A 16,804-nucleotide genomic window follows, 5' to 3' on the forward strand; every position below is an offset into this window, starting at 1 on the left:
AGGAAGCGATGACCACCATCACTAACTCGCCAGAGACCTTGCGCGCGGCCATGGTCGATAACGTCAAGGCGGCCGGCCACGCCACGAGCCCGGCAGTCGAACAGGCGATGCGCTCTGTACCGCGGCATGCCTTCGTCCCTGAGGCGAGCGTTGAAGACGCCTACGCGGATATCGCGGTCATCACCAAGAGCGCCAGCGACGGTTCGGCGCTGAGCTGCGCCTCCGTGCCCACGATCGTCGGCATGATGCTCGACCAGCTCCAGGTCCAGCCCGGCAACCGCATCCTGGAGATCGGCGCGGGCACCGGCTACAACGCCGCCCTTCTCGCACGGCTGACCGGCCCCGGCGGATCCGTGACAACGGTCGATATCGATCCCGAGGTCACCGCTGGCGCCCGCCGGGCCTTGGGTGCGACGGGAAACGAGCGCGTAGAGGTCATCACCCGTGACGGGTCACTCGGCGCCCAGGAGAACGCGCCCTACGATCGGATCATTTTTACTGTCGGCGCGTGGGACCTAACGCCGGCGTTCTGGGAGCAGTTGGCTCCCGGAGGGCGCTTAGTCGTGCCGCTGCGGTGGCGCGGGCAGACGCGCAGCGTCGCCTTTGTCCGCGAAGGCGACGCCTTGGTGTCGGACTCAATGGAGCTGTGCGGCTTCGTGCCCATGCTCGGCCAGGAAGGCGAGCGCAGCGCCACGATCGACCGAGGCGATCTCGTCACGCTCTACTGGGACGTCGACCAGGCCATCGACACGGAGAAACTGCAGGATGTCCTCGACCAGCCTAAGCAAACATCGTGGTCTGGAGTAACGGTTGGCCCCTACGACTCTTTCGATGGAATCTGGCTTCGCATGTCCGCGACCGCCTCAGGGACATGCCGTATCGCCGCCGGCAAGGCAGCAGTTGAGTCGGAGCTATGCACACCTGCGATTGCCGTCCGCAGCCCCGCACTCGCCGATCACGACAGCCTCGCATACCTCGCAACTCGCCGGGTCGGCGACAGCGTGCACGAGTTGGGCGCGATCGGCCACGGTACCTACGGGCTGAACCTGGCGGCTCAACTCAGCGACCAGATTGCAGGCTGGAACGAGAATCGTGACGCGCTCCCGGCTCTGCGCGCTTACCGGACCGACGTGCCTAACGCAGCACTCACGTTCGAACCGAACGTCGACCTCGGACAGATCATTGAGAAGACCGAATCTCGACTCATGATCAACCTGACCTGAGAAGTCATCCACAGGATCGCCGTCGCACTCGCGGCGGCGATCGGGCTGAAGCACGCTCGATATCCAGCTGGCTACAGCAGACGAAACAGTGAGAGGTCGTAGCCAGTGCCTGTCACGCTGCTGATCACTTCTTCTCCGTTAGCTCCCTTGAATCGGAGCTCGTCGAGCGCGATGCCGGACAAGAACGCACCCTCGACCGGATACCTTCCTTCCGAACGCTTGATGTTCATCGACAGTTGCTTGGCCAAGTACTGCGCGAGACTTGTTTGCTTGCCGGTACCGATCCCGCCGACAGTCAGGCCGAGACTCTTTTTGAGGTCGGGATGCAGCTCATCGACTTTGATGGCCAGCTGATACGTCGTGATCCATGCCCTGCCGTAGTGATGACCTGCCTCGTTCACTACCGGCACTGTTCCCAGCGCCTTAAGCACCTTCGCCTCAATGTCGTAGTCATTCCAATCACTCATGCGTGGCAGGCTCTCGCCTCGAGGGCGCGTCGTCAATGACTAGGAGTCGCTGCGTTCCTGGATCAATCGGCGTTCTGCTGCGATCACCTCGGCGAACCGCGACCGGAGCTCCGCCAGATCAGCATGGCCGGTGGCGGAGAGGCTTCGAAGTACACGCGGCAGCGTCCAATGAACGAAGTTTCCTTGATACGCGTAGTACACGCCTATGCTCTCGATCGAGAGTTCGTCGTCCTCGTCGGCCAGCGCGTAGGCGAGGACTTGACGCAGGGTCTGGCGTAATGAGTCTTCGGGCCTCTGATGGCACTTGATCTCGATCAATGTGTGACCGGCAAGCAGATCGCCTTCACCGAAGCGCTCGGCAAATGTCGGTTTGGCGATGATGGGTCGGCCGAGGCCGAGCAGGGCGGAACGCGCAGGGCCGACGTACCGCTGCCAAAGCGCAAGGAGCACAGCGATAGCTTCGCTAGACGGTTCAGGCCGCTGATATGTCCAGACCGCACGCAGAAAATCCAAGCTGTTCTGCTCAGTTTTCGAAAGACTGTAGGCAATGGACTCCAAGTAGGCCAACTGCCAGCACAGACGTGCAGCCGCAACTTGGCGATCATGATCATCCGCTTCGTCGTGAGCGACCGGCGCCGTGCGCTTTCGCCACGTCGACAAGTCGGCGTCATCGCTCGCGGGCGGTTCGTAGCCTAGCGAGCTGATCGCGTCCGCACCTGCGGTTAGGGCGACGGTAGTGGCCAGTTCCGCATACGGCAGGGTCTGGGCTAGGTCGAGGCCAATGCGGAACTCGATCGCATCGCCGATCAGAGTGTGCGCCCCAACCGCCGGCATCGGCTTTCCGTGCACCCGACCACGGAGAGCCTTGACCCACGGCCGAGCGAACGGCTCGTGGTGGGGCAGATGCTCGTCGAAGAACCGACTGATCGGGCTCGTCGGATCTTGCAGCGCGATGGTTATGGCCACGTCAGCGAGCCCGCCAGGCGACCAGGAAGACACGAACAGGAACGGGCATAGCTCTCAGCCTTCCAGGCGGACTCACCGCAGGCGCAATGGTCACGTCACGGCAGCTCGCCGTCTAACTCGCCACATTGCACAACAGGTGTATGACGATGGTCAACGTCGATCACCCTGTAACTGTCTTCCCGTCGGTCACGAGCGTCTTTGTCCAACCTTCGGGCGCCACTTTCGACCCACGTCGGGCCTCAGTCCTCATCGGCACGCTCCAGTGGACCTGCGCCGCTTCTTGATGGTCCGCAGAGCAAAGCCTTCCTCGCTCATGCGTTGAGCCCGGGTGTCGGTCAGACGGCGGGAGGTTGGAGCGTGGCGTTCACGAAGGATCAGTGGACTCGGGCAGTGAAACAGCCCGATGGGTCTGTTGTTCGGGAACGAATCGAGCCTCGGTGGGGGCGGGGGAAGCGGTGGTTGGCGGTTTGGCTGGATCCTTCGGGGAAGGAGGTTTCGAAGGCGTTCAGTAGTAAGGCTCGGGCGGACAAATACGGGGCCGAGATGGAGACGGACATCGGGCGTGGGGAGTACGTCGCTCCGCGAGCCGGGAGTATCCGATTCAAGGTCGTGCTGGAGAGGTGGCCGCAGTCGCGGTTCGTTGATCCATCGACGTGGATCACGTACGAGCGGGCGCTGCGGCTTCATGTGTTGCCGACGTTTGGTGAGCGGGAGACGGGTGCGATCAGGCCGTCTGAGTTCTGTCGGTGGCTCGTTGAGCTGGAGACGCGGGTTGGCACGGCTACGGCGCGGACGGCTTTCATCGTCTTGCATGGGAGCTTGGGGCTTGCCTTCGACGATGGTGCGATCAAGCGGAATCCGGCGAAGGCGGGCTCGGGCAAGTTGCCTGTGCCTAAGAGTGGACGGATCGTTGCATGGAGTGATGAGACCGTGCTGCGTGTCGTTGAGGCCCATCCGGCGCCGTACCGGGCGATTCCGGTGCTTGGGGCGGCATCCGGGCTTCGGCAAGGGGAGCTCTTTGGGTTGGGCGAGGAGGACATCGACTTCGATGCGATGGAGATCCACGTACGGCGGCAGATCAAGCGGCTTGGTAGCTCCTATGTGTTCGCCCTGCCGAAGAACGATCAGGAGCGGACTGTTCCGATGTCTGATGGTGCTGCTGAGGTGCTTCGGCGGCATATCGAGATCAGCCGGGTGCGGCCGTACAGCCTGCCTTGGGAGAAGCCCGGCGGTGAGGAGGCCAGCGTGCGGTTGCTGTTCCGGTGGCGGGATGACCGGCATATCCGGGCTCGTGGGTACAACGAGCGGATCTGGAAGCCGGCGCTCGTGGCGGCGGATGTCATCCCGCCGCCGGTCCGGAATGACAAGGGTGCGCTGGTGTACCTCGCTAGTCGCAAGGACGGCATGCATGCTCTTCGGCATTACTACGCGAGCGTGACTCTTGCTGATGGGGTCAACATCCGGGAGTTGTCCGAGTACCTGGGACACGGCGATCCTGGGTTCACACTCCGGCTGTATACCCACATGCTGCCGTCTTCGCATCAGCGCGCACGGTTGGCCATTGATTCTCGTCTTAGCGCAGTGTTCGCGTCCGCGGCTCACGGAGCAGTGACGGAGCAGGCGGCATCTCAAAACCTGAGCGCGCAGGATGTGCTGGAGCTGGATGCTGGCCCCCAACTTGGGCTCTGACCTGCGGAAAGATTGCAACTAAGCGGTCCTCAACCAGTCGCTGGGGACCTGCCCCGGACCGCCTTGGGCAACATGTTCCAGTACTACGCCGAGAACGCCGACCAGTTCCCGTACGGCGACCGCGACCTGGCCGCCGTACGGGAACTGAACCCGCAGTTGCAGTCCTTGGAGACCTGGCTCGGGCTGCACAAGGAGGAACTGAGGGCGGCCGTTCAGTAACCCCGCCCCGCAGAGCCGCAACCTGCTCCGGAACACCCGTCGCTGCACATCGATCACCACGCTTTGCGCTCTCACGGAGCAATGACGGAGCTGCGGCTGAGACTCGGACAGGCAGAGCCTGACCGCTAGGTTGGTCAATAGCAGGCGGAGCGACAGGAGATCTGGCTGGCCTGCTCCGATCCGTCTTGGTGATGTCACATATCTGCTCGGGCTTCACGAGACGCGAACCGAAGGACGGCATCCACGCGCGGCGGGACGCGCTCAACGAACTCCCGATCTCCAGCAGCGCGATATCTCAGGGGCTCAGCAAATTCCTGCCTGGACTCGTTGTCCATCCGGCCTCGGTGAGGTCCTCCAGGTAGCCGCAGATCAGTCACCCGCCCGAGGATCCGACCGTCCGGAGGAGTCCGGGGCACGTGCTGGCGCTCCACCTTGGATGTCGTCCCATAGCGGCTTCCAGTCCATATTGCCCATGACAACCTCCGCCGTTGCCAGGAACTGCTTCTGCAGCAGCGGGTTGGACTCCATCTTCTCGAACACCCGCGCCATGGCGCGGGCGATACGTTCTGCCTTCGATTCCGGCCCGTCGTCAAGGACAAGCTCGCTCAGGATGTGCTCGTCGAAGACGTCCCAGGTCATTTCGGCCATTTGTTCTTGGTGTCGGTCGAGCCACCAGAGGCGCGCGAGCCTGCGGTCGCCGAGGACTTCCCCAAGGTAGGCCATCCGTTGCCGATCGATCGCGAGTTGCAACTGCTCGGAACGCATCGTGTCGTAGAAGATCCGCGTGCGCCGTTCATCCTCAGTACTCAGCCATAGCCGGCACCGAGCCGTCAGCGAGGATGCCGCGAACTCGGCAATCGCTGTTTGTACGCCCAGCCGATCGGAGAGCTTCTGCTGGGCCGCCACCAGATTTCTGGGCGAGCTATTTTCGGTGATCTCACCTGCCACGGCTTCCAGCGTCGTTCTGGCCGCAGCCGCAACTCGCGCCCAGTCGACACGCTCACGTTCTCTGGAAATATCGATGGTCATGCGCCCTGTCGCCCGAAAGACGACACCGTCGATGGTCGACGCGAGTTCAGTGTCGAAGTCGAACGATCGACGGCTCCGACGGAAGCGCGGCATCAACTCTCCGCCGTAAGCCGCCGCTCGACGCGCTTCTCGATCGCCCGAGTCAGGATGCGCCCCCGGAATGAAGCCACGAACTCGTGGCCATCGCCGAAGAGGGTCTCGCTGCCGTCGATCCCTGGTGCGTACACATCCGATAAGAAGTCCAGGACCTGTTCCTCGGGCAGATCACCTCGCGCCACCAGCTCACACCAGCGATCCACGACTCCGCTGAGAAGTCCTCGCGCGTCGGTCCGCGTCAGTAGAGCCTGCCAGGCGACACGGAGCCCCGCACCAACTGCCGACTCGGCGAGCCCCTCGACAAGGAATCGTGCTCCGAGATCGCTGTCGGCGATCGCGATGACCACGCCAAGGGTCTTCGGGTCCTCACCCTTAGCCTTGAACCAGGCCTTCAACGCCTCGAGCGTTACCATCGGCTGGTACGTGACCAAAGACGAGAACGCCCCCACCAACGTTTTGTCCGGCTTCGCCGTCAGCTCCGCGGTCCACCACAAACGGGTCAGAGCGATATCTGGTTTCTCGACTCCGAGCCTCCCCCCACACACCGCAATTACCAGTTGTCTCTGATCTTCGGATGTCGATGTTGCCCAGCGATACAACAGGTTGCGGGTAAAGATGCCGGACTCCGGCGCCAACGCAGCCTCAGTCAGCTTGTCGACAGCCAAGCTCAGCCGAGAGCCTGCTAGTTCGGATCCCAGCTCCCGGATGATTTCGACGTGGCGGTGGCTGACCGCGAGATCGAACAGGGCAGTGGCCGCTCCCTGCGCTTCGCTCTCCGACGCGTCTTTGTCAGCGGCAACGGCCACCGCCCACTTCGTGAGAACATCCCCCTTGGTATGGAAAGTCTCTAGCATGTTCCTCAGGATCGCCTCCGGCAGACCATGTTTGGTCCGGTCGTGCGCGACTACCGAATCCGACTCCTGCAATCCCCCCGCCTTCAACCGTTGCCTCGCGGTCGGACCGCCTAGGATGTCCGCAGGCCGCCGAGACTTGCCGAGCCTCTGCAACAGGTCGTCCGCGGCACGAACAACTGATCTGAGTTGGCAGCCGTTCAGCAGAGCGCCGGCCCAAATCATTGCCCTGGCTTCAAGCACGCCACCCTGCCAGGTCGGATCGTGAGTGACCGTCAGCAACGAGGCAATGTGCTCCGACCAACCCTGATACTCGTCCCTGATCTCTGCAGGGCTGCGATCTCCGGCGGTCGAGATGAGCTGAGCCAGCCGGACCAACTCGGAGGCTCCCGGTTGCGAAGCAAAGATGTTGTCGTAGACGCCGGATCCAAGGTCTGCAAGGCGATCCGGACGTTCTCGCCGGACAAGGCCTTCCACAAGTCGCCGCGCGTCCGGTGGTGATACAGACAGCATGAAGCGGCGTAGCGGCTCCTCGGCGGAACGCACCTGTTCTTGCGGAGTCAGGAGGACTACGACACGTCGTCCTTGATCCTTCTGCTCGGTGCCGTAGGCGACGAGCTTCTTGCAGAAGACAGCTGTCAGCTCGTCTGCGGTGCTATCTGTCAGATCGAGAATGAAACGCCCGTTGTCGGCAGGCAGAGCATCCGTATCCGGCGCCTTCCACTGAGGTTCCAGGTCGTGGACGTCGGGCACCACTTCGGCTCCGTTGGCTCGGCCGAGCAACCGCAGTGCAAGCGTCCGCCGTCCGGTGCCGGCAGATGCCACGAGAACTACCATGCCGTGCTCAGCCAACAAGGTCTCCGCAACCTCGAACTGCGTGTCCTCAGGAACCGTGCCATCAGTCTGACGCTGGAACGGGCCCACAAAGTCGTCGCTCAGTGCAAACGACAGCTCAACCGACGACACGCGCGACAGCTTGACGTATTCACCGGTTCCGTAGCTGACGTGCATGACGTTCGCCTGGAAGGCGGGACCGGATCCCGAAGACCTCTGTTCAAAGCGCAAGCTGACGCCGTCCGGCTCCGAATCCGGTTCGCTCGCAGCCGCCGCTGAACCAGCGTCATCGAGTGGCTTGAGTACGCTGCTGTCCGATGACGCGTCCGAGGGCACTCCATGCGAATCGGAGGCCTCAAGCAAAGCGTCCACCGCCACAGCGAGTACAACGTGTTCCTCCGCTACATGGGCATCAGAAACCAACTCGCGCAGAGACACCGCGTCCGAATCCGCCGACATGTAGACCGAACGCAGCGGCTCCGAATCCACTAGGTCAGGCACCGCTTCCCCGGCCGCGATCTCGTCAGCGGCAGGGTCTGTGGCATTACTCTCACCGACCGAATGTACCGATTGGACTGCCATGTGCTGAATCGGCGCTGGCTCGTTGGGGCCGTGCTCCTGGGGCCGCTGCGGCTCTGATTCTGAGGCTGGCTCAATCATCTCGGCCTCCTGTGACGTGGGCGGTGACCTTGTATCCCTGGAAGAGCGTGCCATCGCCCTGCTGGCTGAAGGTCATGGACGGCTTTTCGGCGGACTTTGGACTAGGCTGTTCAGCTGGCTCGGCCGGGACCGGAGGCTCGAAGAGCTCCGGATCCACCAGCCGCCAGTCCAAGCCCGGGACGTGAATCCACGCCGGCCGCTCGAACGCTTTGACCTTGGCAATCTGCTCGCGATAGTGGCCGGCGACGGTCTGGCCAGTGCGCACGCCACTCCGAAAGACGTCCTCGTAGACCCGATCCGAGATGACGACCGCGACGTTGGTGATCTGAGGATCGGCCCGATCTAACACACGTCGTAGCGAGTTCTCGTCGAGAAGGCGATGGGTGTGCACCATCGGATCTCCGATGCCAGTCTCATCCAGGGGGCCTACGTGGACACTGACACGTAGCTGAACCGGATCCGCGACGTTGCCTCTCGGCTTCCACTGCCGCAATGCCTCCGAAAGCGCCGCCGGGAAGCTGCCGATCAGACCAGGCAGACATGTCGGCACCAACCCGCCGACATATCCGTCGCCGGTGTGCTGCCCGAAGTCGTGCTTCCGCCACTCGGTCGAGAGACCGATGACGTCCAACGCCGAACGGAGAACCTCCCGGATGCCCGAGTTCACCTCTCGCTGCGCCTCGCTGTCCAGCGCGCTGAAGTTCCTCGTATCCACCGCCAGGACCGCCCGGTAGGGCGGCAAATCCTGCCAATCGCGTTCCATCGCAAGTCTTCCTTCCTGAGCTTTGACCTGCTCAAAGACTCCCGTCAGCGACTTATCTCTTCCGTCCGGATCTGAACGGAAGAGCAGTGACCTGGATCACTAACGCCGATCCGGTCTTCTAGCACGGCGCGACAACGCCTTTAGACCAGCGAGATCCACGACGACGAGGTGCTGCCGACCAGTCAGCACCAGACCGTCGTTCTGCAGATGGCCCAACGCGTCGTACACCAGAGTGCGGCTCATCGACGCCATGGATCCGAGGTCCTCTCGCGGCATACCGAGGTCTATTCGCACGCCTTCCGGTACCGGACGCCCGACTTCCTCGGCCATCGCGGCCAGTATCCTGGCAAGCCGTTGTTCCGGCTCGAGGTGAGCCAAGGTGTTGTCGAGCTCCTCGCGCTGCTCGAGTCGCTCCACTGCCAGCCGTAGCACTGTTCCCGCAAGTTCGTGCTGCCGAGCGAACCGTCGGAAGACAGCTGCCGGTACGACGTAGCAAGTGCATCGAGTGGCAGCATCCACCGTGGCCGAACGAGGACGCTCCAGAAGTACGCCGTAGTCCCCAAGAACTTCACCCGGCCCACGAAGCTTGATCGTCAAGCTGTGGCCGTGCTCATCGGTCTGACGCACTCGGACGGTGCCTTCGGTCAGAACGCTCACCGAAGTAGCCGTCGACCCCTGATGCATCAGGATGTGGCCCGGTTGAAAGAGCCGCCTGCGTCCGCAAGCGAGCAGATCCTCCCAGACCTCCACAGCTACGCTGTCCTGGAAGTTGCGGCCCGCACCTCCCACCGACATCAACCGACGACCGCCGCGATGACGAGCAGGGCGGCCCCAGTCAGGCCGAGCAGAAGCGAGCGCCGCACCCAGCGAAACTTTGACCAAGCGATGTCGCTCAAGACGATCAACTGCCCCGAGAGGATGGGTAGCAGGTCGGCGTTCAGCAGCTCTTTGACTAGGCGCTCGCGAGTGTAGGACCGTAAGCCGCCGAAGTATGCGATGCCGGCGTCTCCCTCGATCTTCTTCCGCGAACGCAATACGGGAGAAACAGCCAACGCCGCACATGCAGCAGCGGTCAGCATCAAGCCGACTCCTGCGAGGGCCAACACCTTGGATGCCACCGATCGGTCGGCACCCAGGTCCCTGCCAAAAATGCTGGCGCCTCCCAACAGGCCGAGAACCGTCGACTGCACCAACAATGCCAACGTGGCCTTGCTATCAGCCTTCGCTATCCACTCGACCAACAGCGAATGCAGACGCCACGCAGTCTCCGATGCGTCCTCGGCCATATCCCCCCACATAGTGCGAGCCGACTCGATCCGCCATCACCTACAGTAGGCGAGCCGACACCTCTGGGCGACCAGAATGCGTGTCGCGGGCAGCAGATCACGCTTCGCTAGTCGTGTTTAGCATCCCAAAGCCTGGTCCTCATCCCGTCGGCCGTGGCGTCTGGCACCGTCGCGCTTCGCCACGGCCGAATGCTCCGTCTTGGCATTGGCCACCAGAGCGCACTTGCGTGGGGTGCGTTCGACCGAGAATCACTGCGCAGACACCGTTGGCAGCTGTCGCCGGCTGCGGAACCAGCGCGTAGCCGCACGGGTCGCAGGTTCCTCGATATCGTCAAAGGTTCCATTTCCTCGGGTCCCTTCAGGAAGGCATCTCCCGGGTCGTTCCAGAAGCTGTCCGGTTGGCCGATTGCCTCAGCCCGACTAGACGAGCGACTCTCGGGGCAGAAGGCAGCGCCGAGATGCCACGCTTGCCGGCCACGATTCGCGTAACACTCGGCCCCCAGCTTTCGCCGCCATCCGCTCGCCGTGGTGCTCCATGGCTACGTGCTGGCAGGTGTCGACCACGTGCCGCGCTACGTCATTGGTCGCCCTGGAGCATCGGATACTGAGTTGGTCTGCCTTGTGGGCCCAGCCGCTGCTCCGCAACCGCTCTGGCTCGCCCTGGCCTGCCGATCGCCATGAGCTGAGGGTGCTGGTGCCTTGGGCAACGGTGTCGTAAATCGGCGGTGCCGATCTCGGCCACGACGACGCCTTCCGCTGATGGGCGGGGATCCACAAACTCGGAGCACCCCAAGCGCCTGTCGTTGTTGAGGCCTCCCCCCGGAGGCGGCGGGCGCGCATCAGGTCGGCTGATCGTCGACCCCGCCTAAGGAGCAGTTGTGGATCGAAAGAAGAGCAGGTTGACCGCCGCGGGCGGTCTCCTGGTGGTCGGAGCGGTGGTGTCGTCGGCGCTCGTCGGCGGCGGCGTCAGCCAGGCCTCGGAATCGCTGGTTGCCACTGAGCAGGCGAACGCCCCGGCCAGCGCGTCGGCGTTCGGGCTGGCCGCGGGCGAGACGTTGACGGTCAAGTCGGTCATCGAGGATGCCGACGGTGGGACGCACGTGCGGTACGAGCGCAAGCTGGACGGGCTGCGAGTCATCGGTGGTGACTTCGTTGCCCACAAGGACGCGAAGGGTGGGGTCGAGGACGTCACCTACAACCTCGGCCGGAAGAGCATCGCGCCGGCGTCGCGGACCGCGAAGATCTCCAAGGCGGCGGCCCAGGCCAAGGGAGTCGCCGCGGCCCAGGCCACCAAGGACGAGAAGACCGCCGGCAACGAACTGGTCGTTTTCGTCACCGACCAGGGGCCGAAGCTCGCGTACGACGTACTGACCACCGGTATTCGTGCCAACCAGGTTCCGACCCGCCTGCACACCTACGTCGACGCCACGACGGGCGCCGTACTGTCGAGCGACGACGAGATCAAGACCGGTACCGGCGACGGGCTCTTCTCCGGCAACGTCAGCATCGCCACCTCCGCCAAGTCCGGTGGTGGTTACGAGATGCGGGACGCGACGGGCAACACCGCTACCGACGTGCACAACCAGGGCGACCCCAACACGGGCGAGGGCCCGGACGGCGACATCTTCACCGATTCCGACGACAAGTGGGGCACCGGAACCAACTCCGACCGTGCGTCCGCTGCTGTCGACGCGCTCTACGGCGCGCAGAAGACGTTCGACTACTACAAGACCCAGCTCGGCCGGAACGGCATCTGGAACGACGGCCGCGGCGCCCGCTCGCGGGTTCACTTCGCCAACGCGATGGTGAACGCCTTCTGGGACGGCACCCAGATGTCGTACGGCGACGGCGCGAACAACGCCGCCCCGCTCACCGAGCTCGACGTCGCCGCACACGAGATGAGCCACGGTGTCACCGAGAACACCGCGGGACTCGTGTACACCGGTGAGGCCGGCGGCCTGAACGAGGCCAACTCCGACATCTTCGGTACGGCGGTCGAGTTCTACGTGAACAACCCCAAGGATGTACCGGACTACTTCATCGGCGAGCTGATCAACATCCGTGGCGACGGCGCGCCGCTGCGCTACATGGACAAGCCGAGCAAGGACGGCGCGTCGAAGGACTGCTGGTCCTCGACGCTCGGCAACCTCGACCCGCACTACTCCTCGGGCCCGCTGAACCACTGGTACTACATGCTCTCCGAGGGCTCGGGCGCCAAGACGGTCAACGGGGTCAGCTACAACTCCCCGACGTGTAGCGGCGCCGCGGCCGTCACCGGCATCGGCCACGCGAAGGCCGAGAAGATCTGGTACCGCACGCTGGCGACGTACCTCACGTCGTCGAGCAAGTACAGCAACGCCCGGACCGGTGCGATCAAGTCCGCCAAGGACCTGTACGGCCAGGGGTCGGCAGAGTGCGCAGCGGTCGAGAAGGCGTTCACGGCCATCGCCGTCGCGGCGACGACCGAGACCTGTGGCACGGGTAACCCCGACCCCGGTACGCCGACGGTCACCAACCCGGGCTCGCAGACGAGCACCGCAGGAACCGCGGACACGCTGCAGCTCGCAGCAACCGGCGGTACGACGCCGTACTCGTGGTCGGCGACGGGTCTCCCGGCGGGTCTCACGCTCAACGCGTCGACCGGTCTGATCTCCGGCACTCCGACCACCGCAGCCACCTCCACGGTGGCGGCGAAGGTCACTGACGCCGCGGGCAAGACGGCCAGCGCGTCGTTCTCGTGGGTCGTCTCCAGCCCCGGCGGCGGTGGAACTTGCACCGGCGACCTCAAGTACAGCGGCACGCTGTCTGCTGGTGGCAGCAAGACGTTCGCCGCCTTCAGTGACAGCGACGCAGGTCAGCTGAAGGTCTGCCTCGACGGGCCGACCGGCGCCGACTTCGACGTCTACCTGCAGAAGCAGTCCGGATTCTCCTGGGTGACCGTTGCCCAAGGCATCACCCCGAACCCGGACGAGTCGTTCAGCTACAACAACACGGCGGGCACCTACCGCCTCGTAGTGAAGGCCGATTCCGGATCCGGCGCCTTCACGGCCACCGTGTCCGAGTGATCGCGGCAGTGGCACCTCCTCGATCCCACGGGGCTCGACGAGGTGCCACTGTGGCTACTCAGATCCAGTCCCGGCGGCTCGCCTGGACTGCCAACTGAAATCGGCTGTGAGCGCCGAGCACCTCTTCGAGCCGGGCGATCCGCCGGCCGACGGTGCGGGCGCTCACACCCAGGTCGCGGGCGATCGCCTCATCGGTGAGGCCGGCGGCCAAGTAGGACAGCAACTGCTGCTCCTCGGGGCCCGGGCGGTCCAGCGCGTCAACCACCTGGGACTCCGCCGACAACGGAACACCCATCTGCCAGAAGACGTCGAAGAGGCTGACCAAAGAGTCGAGGAGGCCGGACTCATGAACGACGATTGCTGACCGCCGGGCACCTTTCTGGCCCGGAACCGTGATGAAGGCACGCTTGTCGTCGAACAGCATCAGGTTCAGCGGCACCTGCGCGAAGACGCGCGCCTGCTCGCCGGCTGCGATGCACTGGTGGACGGCGGCAAGCCCTTCGAAGTCCTCGAGCACCGTCACGCCGTACAGCCCGCGCGCCCGGACGCCGCGTTCCATCGCCTCGAGGAACCCGACCGCCACCCTGGGCCGCGGGATCGTCATCCCGGGTTGCAGTTTCCGCGGCGACACCGGACCGATACACAGACCGTCGACGGTCGAGGCCGTGTCATCCATCAGCTTGGCCTCGACGGCGTTGATCCGCGCCTCGTCGGCGATCACCTCGACGAAGTTCAGCCGGTCGCCGGCCTCACTCCAGATCTCGGCGAAGGACGCGGCGAGCCCGCGAGCGGCATCAGCAGCCTTCGCATGCTCGGCGGCCACCTGCTCCAACGGCATCCGGGGAGCCACCGCTTCGATCCCCCCGTCCCGCACATCGAGCAGACCGATGGCAGCCAGCACCTCAACCTCGTGCGCCGCGACCGTGCGGTCGATACCGGCGTGCTCGGCCAACTCCTCCAGGCTCGTTCTCCCACTCACGACCGCGGCCCGATACAGCGGCTCCGCGGCGGCCGAGAGGATGGGGGCTGAGGACAACTTCATCTGCACGTAGTACCACCTCCAGCCCCCACCGCGCGAGAGTCACACCGCGCAACCTCACCAGGCGAGCAACGCGCTAACCCAAGTCACACACATCGTCACGCCCCGTCGTCCGCCTCGGGATCAGTCGAGGTACGAGATCTTCCACTTCTGTTCGTCGCCGTCACCGCAGGTGTAATTGATCAGGCCGACCCCGTCGTCGGTCCGCGCTCCAGGGACGGCCAGGCAGTCACCGCTGCTGTGGCTCCAGATCCGCTTGCTGCCGGTGATGTAGTAGGTCCAGCGCTGGTTGGTACCGGAGACGCAGGTGTACTGCCAGACCTTCGCCGGGCTGCTCCCCGTCGTCGTCAGGCATTGGCCGGTCTTCACGTTCTGGAATGCGTAACTGCCGTCGGCGAATGGCACCAGGTACCACATCTTGGCCGGGTTGTACGGGTTCGCCGGGTCGTCCGGGTTGAACGGGCCGCACGTCCACTGGACGACTTGCGTCTTCGGAGTGGTCGTCCCCGCCGGAATCGACGCGCATTTGTCACTGTTCACGTTGCGAATCAGCACCTTCTGGTACGCGGTCGGTGCTTTCGCCGACAACGGCTGGGGCGCGGCCGCAGTGGCCGTCGTGGTCACGCCGGCCATCGCGATACACGCTGTGGCCGCAAGGATTCCGGTGCTGAATTGACGCACGCGCATTGTTCGGTGCTCCTTTTCCGGGGTCAATCGGAACCACAGCAGACCCGGCCGGCAAGGGCCCCGTCAATGCGCCGAATTTTATCTGCAGCAACCTGCGATCCATGCAACGAAACCGATGGGCTGGTGCGTTGTTACTGCCCATCCGGGCCTAGGATGCGGACGTGACCGCCGAACTTCTGGACGACTTTCTGCAGGCGAACCGTGACGAAGAGCTGGGTCTGTACGGCATCTGTGTTCATCGGGACGGTTCGCCGCTGATCGAGGCGCGGACGCGGTCCGACGACCGGGTGAATCTGTACTCGGTCTCGAAGACGTTCACGTCGGTCGCGTTGGGGATGGCCGAGGCCGAGGGGCGGTTGAGCCTCGATGATCGGCTACTGGATCACTTCCCCGAGTTGCGGACGATCGCGGCGGACGGGGTCGAGGGCGTGACGTTGCGCGAGCTGACCACGATGACGAGCGGGACGAGTCACGAGTGGTACGCCGATGTGCGGATCGAAGCGGCTGACCTGCTGCACGAGATCGTGGCCGCCCCGCTGAGCGCAGCTCCTGGTACGGCGTTCTCCTACACGGGATCGGGTCCGTACGCCGTGGGTCGTGTCATCGCCCGCGTCACCGGCGCCGATGTGCGCGCCTATTTGATGCCCCGGCTGTTCGCACCGCTCGACCTGCACAACCCGGCCTGGCACACCTGCCCGAACGGATACCCGTTCGCCGAGAGCGACCTTTTCCTGCGGACCCACGAGCTCGCGCGCTTCGCCCAACTCCTACTGCAGAACGGCGAATGGAACGGCCGCCAACTCGTCCCCGCAGACTATGTACGGCGGATGGCCGCCGACCGCGTGGACACCAGCGACCTCGACTACGGCGGCCGCTGGACACACGGCTACGGACTCGGCGTCTGGATCGACGAAGGCGACACCTACCGAATGGACGGCCGCTACGGCCAGTACGCGTTGATCAGCCCTTCGGCCCGTGCCGCCATCACCGTGACAGCGCACGTCGAGGACGACCGCAAACTCCTGGAAGCCCTGCACCGCCTGGTCCTTTCGCGACTCGGCTGGCCAGATGGGTGACAATCGAGCCGTGACGGAAACTCGCGGTCTGGTTCTGGGTGGTGGAGGTCCGGTCGGCCGTGCCTGGCAGACGGGACTCGTTGCGAGCGCGACCGGTAGTGGGCTTGACCTCCGTTCGGCGAACAACATCGTCGGTACGTCGGCCGGTGCCATCGTCGGCGCCGAGATCGCGCTCGGTCGCGACCTGCTGACCACACTCCCCCGCTCCAAGCCGGCCGCTGGATCACCGCGACCCGATCCGAAGCTGATGGCGATGATCGCCGAGGCTGCGACCGCGGCCGACCCCGACGAGGTGCGCCGTCTGATTGGCAGCGCCGCCCTGGCCGCCGAGACGCCTGACGAGGCGACAGCGTTGGGCCGGCCCAACGTCGTACCGATGCATGGGGTTGCGTGGCCGCCGCGATTCGCGGCGACGGCGGTCAGTGTGACCACCGGCAAACTCGTCCTGCTGGACTCGGACTCCGGGGCGTCACTGCAGGAGGCGTTGGCTGCCAGTTCGGCGCTCCCGGGCGTCTGGCCACCGATCACGATCGGGGCGGACCGGTTCATGGACGGCGGCGTCCGAAGCTCGTTGAACGTCGACGCGGTCGCCGGGGCTGATCGCGTACTGATCATCAGCTGTCACCCGGTGCGCGAGGGTGCGCTCGCGGCCGAGATCGAGGCGTTCCGACGGCTGGGCGGCACCGTCGAGGTGGTGGCCCCCAGCAACGAATTCGTCGAGCTCACCGGCGGCGGCCGCGGCCTTCTCGATCCCGAACTCGAGGCTCCCGCCTTCGAGCTCGGCCGCCGTCAGTGGGAAACCGAAGCCGCCAGGATCACGGCGTTCTGGACCGGGTAGCGACGGCCGTGTCGGC

The 16,804-nt window shown here is 64.5% G+C and carries 15 protein-coding genes; 6 read left to right on the top strand and 9 right to left on the bottom strand.

All coding sequences use genetic code 11. The features are described from left to right. Positions 1–8: 8 nt before the first annotated feature. Positions 9–1,223: a methyltransferase, FxLD system gene (fxlM, locus tag ACIA49_RS04035; RefSeq protein ID WP_396375597.1), complete on the top strand. Its 1,215-nt coding sequence runs from the start codon at positions 9–11 to the stop codon at positions 1,221–1,223. Between the two features lie 71 nt (positions 1,224–1,294). Here fxlM and ACIA49_RS04040 read toward each other — a convergent pair whose 3' ends face one another. Further along, entirely contained in the window at positions 1,295–1,690 is a 396-nt protein-coding gene (locus ACIA49_RS04040; protein WP_396375598.1) for a hypothetical protein, read from the bottom strand. 39 nt (positions 1,691–1,729) lie between these two features. Continuing rightward, positions 1,730–2,656, bottom strand: a complete 927-nt coding sequence (locus ACIA49_RS04045) for a hypothetical protein (protein ID WP_396375599.1) — start codon at positions 2,654–2,656, stop codon at positions 1,730–1,732. 357 nt (positions 2,657–3,013) lie between these two features. Here ACIA49_RS04045 and ACIA49_RS04050 point away from each other — a divergent pair, with 357 nt between their 5' ends. Both ACIA49_RS04050 and ACIA49_RS04055 read left to right on the top strand, forming a co-directional pair. Next, positions 3,014–4,345, top strand: coding sequence for a tyrosine-type recombinase/integrase (locus ACIA49_RS04050; RefSeq protein ID WP_396375600.1), 1,332 nt, complete (start codon positions 3,014–3,016; stop codon positions 4,343–4,345). 72 nt (positions 4,346–4,417) lie between these two features. After that, the gene (locus tag ACIA49_RS04055) at positions 4,418–4,564 is read left to right on the top strand and encodes a hypothetical protein (protein ID WP_396375601.1); all 147 of its coding nucleotides are present in this window, start codon (positions 4,418–4,420) and stop codon (positions 4,562–4,564) included. Between the two features lie 369 nt (positions 4,565–4,933). Here ACIA49_RS04055 and ACIA49_RS04060 read toward each other — a convergent pair whose 3' ends face one another. The 5 genes from ACIA49_RS04060 to ACIA49_RS04080 all read right to left on the bottom strand — a co-directional run bounded on the left by ACIA49_RS04060 (position 4,934) and on the right by ACIA49_RS04080 (position 10,083). Beyond that, positions 4,934–5,686: a hypothetical protein gene (locus tag ACIA49_RS04060; protein WP_396375602.1), complete on the bottom strand. Its 753-nt coding sequence runs from the start codon at positions 5,684–5,686 to the stop codon at positions 4,934–4,936. Then, positions 5,686–8,034: a hypothetical protein gene (locus ACIA49_RS04065; protein WP_396375603.1), complete on the bottom strand. Its 2,349-nt coding sequence runs from the start codon at positions 8,032–8,034 to the stop codon at positions 5,686–5,688. The genes ACIA49_RS04060 and ACIA49_RS04065 overlap by 1 nt, the downstream gene beginning before the upstream one ends. After that, positions 8,027–8,797, bottom strand: coding sequence for a hypothetical protein (locus ACIA49_RS04070; RefSeq protein ID WP_396375604.1), 771 nt, complete (start codon positions 8,795–8,797; stop codon positions 8,027–8,029). The genes ACIA49_RS04065 and ACIA49_RS04070 overlap by 8 nt, the downstream gene beginning before the upstream one ends. A 99-nt stretch (positions 8,798–8,896) precedes the next feature. Beyond that, positions 8,897–9,592 carry a Crp/Fnr family transcriptional regulator gene (locus ACIA49_RS04075; protein WP_396375605.1) on the bottom strand — a complete coding sequence of 232 codons (696 nt, stop codon included), beginning with the start codon at positions 9,590–9,592 and terminating at the stop codon, positions 8,897–8,899. After that, positions 9,592–10,083 carry a Pycsar system effector family protein gene (locus ACIA49_RS04080; RefSeq protein WP_396375606.1) on the bottom strand — a complete coding sequence of 164 codons (492 nt, stop codon included), beginning with the start codon at positions 10,081–10,083 and terminating at the stop codon, positions 9,592–9,594. Before ACIA49_RS04080 ends, ACIA49_RS04075 begins: the two co-directional genes overlap by 1 nt. 878 nt (positions 10,084–10,961) lie before the next feature. Here ACIA49_RS04080 and ACIA49_RS04085 point away from each other — a divergent pair. Further along, a complete protein-coding gene (locus tag ACIA49_RS04085; protein WP_396375607.1) occupies positions 10,962–13,148 on the top strand; it encodes a M4 family metallopeptidase in 2,187 nt (728 codons plus the stop codon). A gap of 58 nt (positions 13,149–13,206) precedes the next feature. Here ACIA49_RS04085 and ACIA49_RS04090 read toward each other — a convergent pair whose 3' ends face one another. Continuing rightward, positions 13,207–14,190 (bottom strand): LuxR C-terminal-related transcriptional regulator, encoded by a 984-nt coding sequence (locus ACIA49_RS04090; protein ID WP_396375608.1) that lies wholly within the window; start codon positions 14,188–14,190, stop codon positions 13,207–13,209. A 120-nt stretch (positions 14,191–14,310) separates the two neighbouring features. Further along, positions 14,311–14,874 carry an RICIN domain-containing protein gene (locus tag ACIA49_RS04095; protein ID WP_396375609.1) on the bottom strand — a complete coding sequence of 188 codons (564 nt, stop codon included), beginning with the start codon at positions 14,872–14,874 and terminating at the stop codon, positions 14,311–14,313. 161 nt (positions 14,875–15,035) lie between these two features. Here ACIA49_RS04095 and ACIA49_RS04100 point away from each other — a divergent pair, with 161 nt between their 5' ends. Continuing rightward, positions 15,036–15,950, top strand: coding sequence for a serine hydrolase domain-containing protein (locus ACIA49_RS04100; RefSeq protein WP_396375610.1), 915 nt, complete (start codon positions 15,036–15,038; stop codon positions 15,948–15,950). Between the two features lie 10 nt (positions 15,951–15,960). Then, positions 15,961–16,788 carry a patatin-like phospholipase family protein gene (locus ACIA49_RS04105; RefSeq protein ID WP_396375611.1) on the top strand — a complete coding sequence of 276 codons (828 nt, stop codon included), beginning with the start codon at positions 15,961–15,963 and terminating at the stop codon, positions 16,786–16,788. The last annotated feature ends 16 nt before the right edge of the window (positions 16,789–16,804 follow it).

Source organism: Kribbella sp. NPDC051587, assembly GCF_044453945.1.
In the GTDB taxonomy this organism is placed as follows: domain Bacteria; phylum Actinomycetota; class Actinomycetes; order Propionibacteriales; family Kribbellaceae; genus Kribbella.

Coding starts and splice junctions, on each gene's coding strand:
- fxlM (WP_396375597.1), top strand. CDS start 9: ATGACCACCATCACTAACTCGCCAGAGACCTTGCGCGCGGCCATGGTC.
- ACIA49_RS04040 (WP_396375598.1), bottom strand. CDS start 1,690: ATGAGTGATTGGAATGACTACGACATTGAGGCGAAGGTGCTTAAGGCG.
- ACIA49_RS04055 (WP_396375601.1), top strand. CDS start 4,418: ATGTTCCAGTACTACGCCGAGAACGCCGACCAGTTCCCGTACGGCGAC.
- ACIA49_RS04060 (WP_396375602.1), bottom strand. CDS start 5,686: ATGCCGCGCTTCCGTCGGAGCCGTCGATCGTTCGACTTCGACACTGAA.
- ACIA49_RS04065 (WP_396375603.1), bottom strand. CDS start 8,034: ATGATTGAGCCAGCCTCAGAATCAGAGCCGCAGCGGCCCCAGGAGCAC.
- ACIA49_RS04070 (WP_396375604.1), bottom strand. CDS start 8,797: ATGGAACGCGATTGGCAGGATTTGCCGCCCTACCGGGCGGTCCTGGCG.
- ACIA49_RS04075 (WP_396375605.1), bottom strand. CDS start 9,592: ATGTCGGTGGGAGGTGCGGGCCGCAACTTCCAGGACAGCGTAGCTGTG.
- ACIA49_RS04080 (WP_396375606.1), bottom strand. CDS start 10,083: ATGGCCGAGGACGCATCGGAGACTGCGTGGCGTCTGCATTCGCTGTTG.
- ACIA49_RS04090 (WP_396375608.1), bottom strand. CDS start 14,190: ATGAAGTTGTCCTCAGCCCCCATCCTCTCGGCCGCCGCGGAGCCGCTG.
- ACIA49_RS04095 (WP_396375609.1), bottom strand. CDS start 14,874: ATGCGCGTGCGTCAATTCAGCACCGGAATCCTTGCGGCCACAGCGTGT.